Raw genomic sequence first — 5,296 nt, 5'->3', positions numbered from 1 at the left:
TGATGGTTTCGTTAGCTTTTATCAGGTTACTTCTTAAAAGATACTAAACAGCTTCTCACCAGCAACGTTGAGAATGGCTGCGGTAATCGCCGCAGACCCGGTTGCTAACGTCACGCCGGCCGTCCCGTCTTCCAACGCAGCCACGCGTTTATCGACAACATCGGTCGTTGGGTTGGTCAAGCGGGTATAAATATTTCCCGGATCAGTTAGCCCAAACCGCCCGGCAGCCTGTTCAGGATTGTCAAAGACATAGGAAGTTGTTTGATAAATTGGGACCGCTCGTGATCCCGTTTCGTCAACAACTTGTCCTGCGTGAACCTGTAATGTTTCAAAGTGTAAATTTTGTTCTTCGTTTGTTTTTGTCATAATGATAAACCCACTTTCTTGTCTGTTAAGAGTTGCGTCCAATTTTGATAAAATTTAATGCTGGCCTCTCGCCAGGTTTCGTTAACCGTTCCAGTCGTTGAATCTTCAAAATAATGTTCTGGCAGTTGAATTGGTAAATGCTTTTTCACGTCGCGGAGATATTCTTCTGCCAGGGTTTGTTCCTGATATTCAGGATGCCCAGTTACGTATGTGGTTTGTTTGCTTGGTGCTGACAAGATAATCGGTCCGGACTGCAGTGATGAGGCCACCACCGTCAAGCCAGCCGGAAGATCGTTCTCATCAAGGACACTTTCCGTCTTTCGGGATTGAGGCATCCGAATCAATCCGCCAGCCCCAAAGCCACGAGCGAGTGGGGATTCATGATCGACTTTGGTTGCTGAATAAATCCCAAATAATTTTTGGGGCAATAAGTGTTTTTCAATGCCAAAGTCGTGATAAAGGCCGGCCTGAGCTGCCCAACATTCATAGAGTTGCTCTTTAACGTGAGTGCTGGCCCAATCAGTAATTGCCACGAATTCATCCCAATAATCGACAGCCTCAAATTCAAGAGTTTCAACTGGCGCCCCAGTGATAATCAGGCCATCGAAGCATTGATCCTGGATCTGGGAAAGACTGACATAATGAGCTTCAATCTGCGCTCTTGGGGTCCCTCTAAAGTGATGAGTTGCTGGATACATAAACGTTAATTGAACTTCCCGACCACAATCATTGAACCGTGACAAAAATTGTAATTCAGTGTTTTGCCGAGTTGGCATCAGATTCAACACCAAGATCGATAATGGTTGTTCAAGTGGTTGGTTCTGCCAATTTCCACTGGCATAAACTAACCCGTTCGTTGCGTTTGCCGTCATCCAAATCATCTCCTTATTAGCAATCAAAAAAAGCTTCCGTCCACATAGTTATAATTAACTACGGGACGAAAGCTTCGCGATGCCACCCTGATTTATTGCCGCTTCACAGTGACAACCTCAATAAGTACTCCTCGGCATAACCAAGGAAAACCCTGTCATATATCGGTCACCACCGGACGCGCTAGCCTCGCAACCGCACGTCAGACTCAGAGCTCATCTTCACGTCGCTGTCGGGCACTTCTCTCACCAATCGAAGCTCTCTGTATTGCCGACATAAACGCTACTCTTCTCTTCAACGTCTAATCTATCTTTAATAATTGCTGATAACTTTATCATCGTTCTAACAGGCTGTCAATCTATTTTTATGAAAAAATTTTAGTTTGTCGGTTGCAAAATGAGCTTATAATGTGTTTATTAATCATTCAAGGGAGATTAACATGGAGAACCCAATTTCTGAAGATGAATTGATTGCGACTTGCGGAAAAGTTGGCAAAATATTGCTCACCAGCGGCGCTGAAACTTCCCGAGTGGAAAGTACGGTGGAGTATATTGGCAAGGCTGCCCACTTTGATATTAGCTGCCACGCAACGATTACCGCTCTATTTGTGGGGACCAACCAACAGAGCCGCACTCATTTAGTGAAAGTCCGGCTTGGCGATTTCAACTTGGAAAAGGTCGACGAGATCAATACGATGTCCCGAAAGTTTGTGGAGGGTAAAATCAACTTTGACGAACTCAAGATCGCGATCAATCAGATTGATCACAAAGTCATTGATTTTACCTGGTCGCAGAAAATTTTTGGCGCCGGGGTTGTTTCGGTTGCACCAATGCTATTATTCAAGGCAACCTGGGCTGACTTGGGGTTAGCCTTCTTTGTCGGTATTTTTGGTTACCTCGGCGCCCAACTGGCTGGCCGGCGGATTAAAACGCCCTACGTTGCGGCAGGTTGTGGCGGCTTCATTGTTGGCCTATTAGCAGCCGCCTTGCAGACTGTCGGGATTGCCACCAGTGCCGGTAACATCATCGTCAGTGCCCTCATGCCGCTCGTTCCGGGAGTTGCCATCACCAACTCATTTCGAGAAATCGTCGACCGCAACACGATTTCCGGCGTTGTTCGGGCGGTCGATGCGATTATCATTGCCGGGTCAATCGGTGCTGGCGTGGTGCTTGGCACATCCCTTTGCTCGTTGTTGGCTCACACGATTGGGGGCTTTTGATGCGAGTCCTAATTGAATTTGTCATTAGCTTTTTATCAACAGTCGGCTTCGGCCTCATCACCAACGTCCCGCGCCGATCACTACTGCCAGCGGGGATCACCGGCTCACTTGCCTGGGTCGCTTACTACTTGGTACTCCAAGTCGATCCTGGCCTAATTTTACCCAACTTCACTGCCGCCATTGTGATTGGGATCCTTGGAAATATTTCAGCGGTCCTATTCCGGGTGCCGGTCAACATCATTTACGTGCCCAGCTTGGTATCATTAGTTCCCGGCGGAATCCTCTATTTGGGGATGCGCAGTTTTACATTGGGCCGGGAAGCTCCCACTTCGCAATACCTGTTTAATACGTTAACGATTGCCATTTCACTCGCCGTGGGATTTGTCGTCGCCGAAGTTATTTTTTACCGGATTAAACCGATTCTCATGAAGATTGTCACTCGGCGACAGTCCCCATCACATTCCTAATCTCGGGATGACGAGAAACTGCGGATCGATCACTGACTAAATCAGTGACGGCGAACAATCAGCTATTGACAAAAGATATGGCATGGCCTATTCTCGGGTTAATTAAACATGAGACGTTAATGAGAAGAGTAACTGGTTGGCTTCCCACACAGAGACTGCTGAATGCTGAAAATGCAGGCTAAGCCAATCTGTGAAGATGAGCTCGGAGTCTTGTCAAAAGTGAAAGCTTTAGACACGTTGAGGGGGCGATATCACCCAGAATATGATCTTTTTGATTGTATTTTTGAGGTGATTCAGCGTAAGTTGAATGACAAACTTTGGGTGGCACCACGACTAATTCGTCCCTGGACAAAATTATTTTTGTTCAGGGATTTTTTGCGTCTAATGACAATCAATTATCGTTTGAAAGGGAGCGGATCTGATGAGAATAAGTTCATCAGCAGAAAAAACATTTTTAGAAAAGGTATTTGCAACAGACGGTTTTTCAGAACATGATGGCGCCCTACTTGCCGACACATTAGTTGATGCGGATTTACGGGGCATTTCGTCCCATGGGATTCAACGGTTGGCTTGGTACACCAGTATGATCAAGGAACACATTATTGAACCCAAAAACAAAGTGAAAGTCTTAAAGGAAACGCCGACCAGCCTACTGATCGACGCCAATAAAAATATGGGTCAGATTGCCTCAGCATTTGCAATGAACAGCTTAATCGACAAAACTAAGAAATTGGGGATTTCGCTGGCTGTTATCCGCAACTCCAATCATTTCGGAACGGCCGGCTACTATGCCCGCTTAGCCGCTAAGCAAGGATTGATTGGGATTGCCTTGACCAACACGCGCCCATTAGTTGTTCCGACCAACGCGACTGAGGCCTTCCTGGGTTCCAATGCCTTCGCATTTACTTTTCCGGCTGACCCCCATCCCTTTGTCTTTGATGGGGCGACCTCGATTGTTTCCAGTGGAAAAATCCAAGTGCTCGCCAAAAACAATCAACCCATCCCCGGTGACTGGGCGGTTGATGACCAACGGCATGTGGTCACCGATGCGCAAAAAGTGGAAGACAATTTGGCCAAAGTTGCCTTCACGGAAGATGAACCTGGCGGCGGAGTCCTAACCCTTGGCGGCCTGCTTGAACAAAACTCCAACTATAAGGGCTTTGGTAATTCCTTGGTGGTTGAATTATTAACGGGCATCTTAGCTCAGGGCTCAATTTCGGCTGATACCAACAAACCGGGTCGCCACGACTTCAGTCAATTCTTCTTAACCATCAATCCGGCATTGTTTGGCGAACTTGATGATCTCAAGCAACGAGCTACCAAGATGTTTGATCGGATTCGCCACCTCAAGCACGTTCCCGGGACTCATATCATGATCCCCGGCGATCGTGAGTATAAACATTATGACGAGAATCTTAAGCAAGGCGTTGTGATTGACGATAAGACCGCTAAGGAGCTGGAGACAATTGGCAAGCAAGCCGGTGTCGCCGTTCCCCAGGCAATCTAATTTTGATTGGTATCTCCATTAATGACTAATTCTACAAAATGCTTTTCCGTAACCAAAAGCGTTATAGTAGTGGTAGTACCAAAATGATTTGAGGAGGTATTCAATTGAAAACTGTATTGATTTTAGGAGCTGCCGGTCAAATTTCCAGTTATTTGATTCCAGCCCTCTTACAACAAACTGATTTTAACTTAAAACTGTATGCGCGCAATGCCAACAATCGCATTAAAGTGACTGATCCAAGCCGAGAAACCATCATTGATGGCGACTTCAACGACAAGGATACTTTGAATCAGGCCATGGATGGCGTTGACGCGGTGTATTTGAATGAAATGCGTGATCTCGATTCTGTTAAAAATATTGTGGCCGCAATGGATGCCAACCACGTCCGCCAATTTATCGGCGCCACCGTCCTTGGGATTGAAGATGAGGTCAAGGGCGCCTTTGGTCAGTGGAATACCAGTATGATTGAAAGCTCAATCACCAAGCGAATTAAAACCGCCAAAGTCATCAAGAATTCCGATCTCACTTACACGTTGCTGCGGTTAGCTTGGCTTTACAATAAAGACGGTAACACCAACTATGAGTTAACTGACAGCGACCAGCCATTTGGTGGGACCCAAGTGACCCGTCAAGCCGTTGCCCAACTGATTGTCAACATCTTGCAGGATGAGTCCCGGAAGTACGCCCGCAAGAGCTTGGGTGTGAACGAGCCAAATACGAATTGGGATAAACCGTCGTTTTATTAATTCGATGAGATTGGGAAAGGCGATTTTATCCCAGAATTTAAGCAAAAAAGTAACGCATTCAAAACCTGAAGTGAACCCCAATAGTTGGAGATAATATTTAATAATTTTCAGGCACATAACT

Annotated in this window: 5 protein-coding genes and 1 pseudogene; 4 read left to right on the top strand and 2 right to left on the bottom strand. The window is 46.3% G+C overall.

Annotated features, from left to right (window positions below; all coding sequences use genetic code 11):
* Window positions 1-54 precede the first annotated feature (54 nt).
* Together FD12_RS04535 and FD12_RS04530 are read right to left on the bottom strand one after the other, a co-directional pair.
* Window positions 55-366, bottom strand: a pseudogene (locus FD12_RS04535) (PLP-dependent transferase); the annotation flags it as partial.
* A complete protein-coding gene (locus FD12_RS04530; protein WP_054749099.1) occupies window positions 363-1,238 on the bottom strand; it encodes a homoserine O-acetyltransferase/O-succinyltransferase family protein in 876 nt (291 codons plus the stop codon). The pseudogene FD12_RS04535 and the gene FD12_RS04530, both read right to left, overlap by 4 nt.
* A gap of 437 nt (window positions 1,239-1,675) precedes the next feature.
* Here FD12_RS04530 and FD12_RS04525 point away from each other — a divergent pair, with 437 nt between their 5' ends.
* The 4 genes from FD12_RS04525 (at window position 1,676) to FD12_RS04510 (ending at window position 5,175) form a co-directional block, all read left to right on the top strand.
* On the top strand, window positions 1,676-2,455 hold the full coding sequence (locus FD12_RS04525; protein WP_056981926.1) for a threonine/serine exporter family protein: 780 nt from the start codon (window positions 1,676-1,678) through the stop codon (window positions 2,453-2,455).
* Window positions 2,455-2,922 (top strand): threonine/serine exporter family protein, encoded by a 468-nt coding sequence (locus tag FD12_RS04520; RefSeq protein WP_054749100.1) that lies wholly within the window; start codon window positions 2,455-2,457, stop codon window positions 2,920-2,922. The genes FD12_RS04525 and FD12_RS04520 overlap by 1 nt, the downstream gene beginning before the upstream one ends.
* A 421-nt stretch (window positions 2,923-3,343) precedes the next feature.
* On the top strand, window positions 3,344-4,429 hold the full coding sequence (locus FD12_RS04515; RefSeq protein ID WP_056981924.1) for an Ldh family oxidoreductase: 1,086 nt from the start codon (window positions 3,344-3,346) through the stop codon (window positions 4,427-4,429).
* Between the two features lie 104 nt (window positions 4,430-4,533).
* Window positions 4,534-5,175 (top strand): NAD(P)H-binding protein, encoded by a 642-nt coding sequence (locus FD12_RS04510; RefSeq protein WP_054749102.1) that lies wholly within the window; start codon window positions 4,534-4,536, stop codon window positions 5,173-5,175.
* Window positions 5,176-5,296 lie beyond the last annotated feature (121 nt).

Origin of the sequence: Lentilactobacillus rapi DSM 19907 = JCM 15042 (genome assembly GCF_001436255.1) — a bacterium.
GTDB lineage: Bacteria > Bacillota > Bacilli > Lactobacillales > Lactobacillaceae > Lentilactobacillus > Lentilactobacillus rapi.
Note: the sequence above shows the minus strand (reverse complement) of the source record. Positions and strands in the feature narration are given on the sequence as shown.

Excerpts from the sequence above, each read along its gene's own strand:
- FD12_RS04525 (WP_056981926.1), top strand. The coding sequence starts at position 1,676 with ATGGAGAACCCAATTTCTGAAGATGAATTGATTGCGACTTGCGGAAAA.
- FD12_RS04520 (WP_054749100.1), top strand. The coding sequence starts at position 2,455 with ATGCGAGTCCTAATTGAATTTGTCATTAGCTTTTTATCAACAGTCGGC.
- FD12_RS04515 (WP_056981924.1), top strand. The coding sequence starts at position 3,344 with ATGAGAATAAGTTCATCAGCAGAAAAAACATTTTTAGAAAAGGTATTT.
- FD12_RS04530 (WP_054749099.1), bottom strand. The coding sequence starts at position 1,238 with ATGACGGCAAACGCAACGAACGGGTTAGTTTATGCCAGTGGAAATTGG.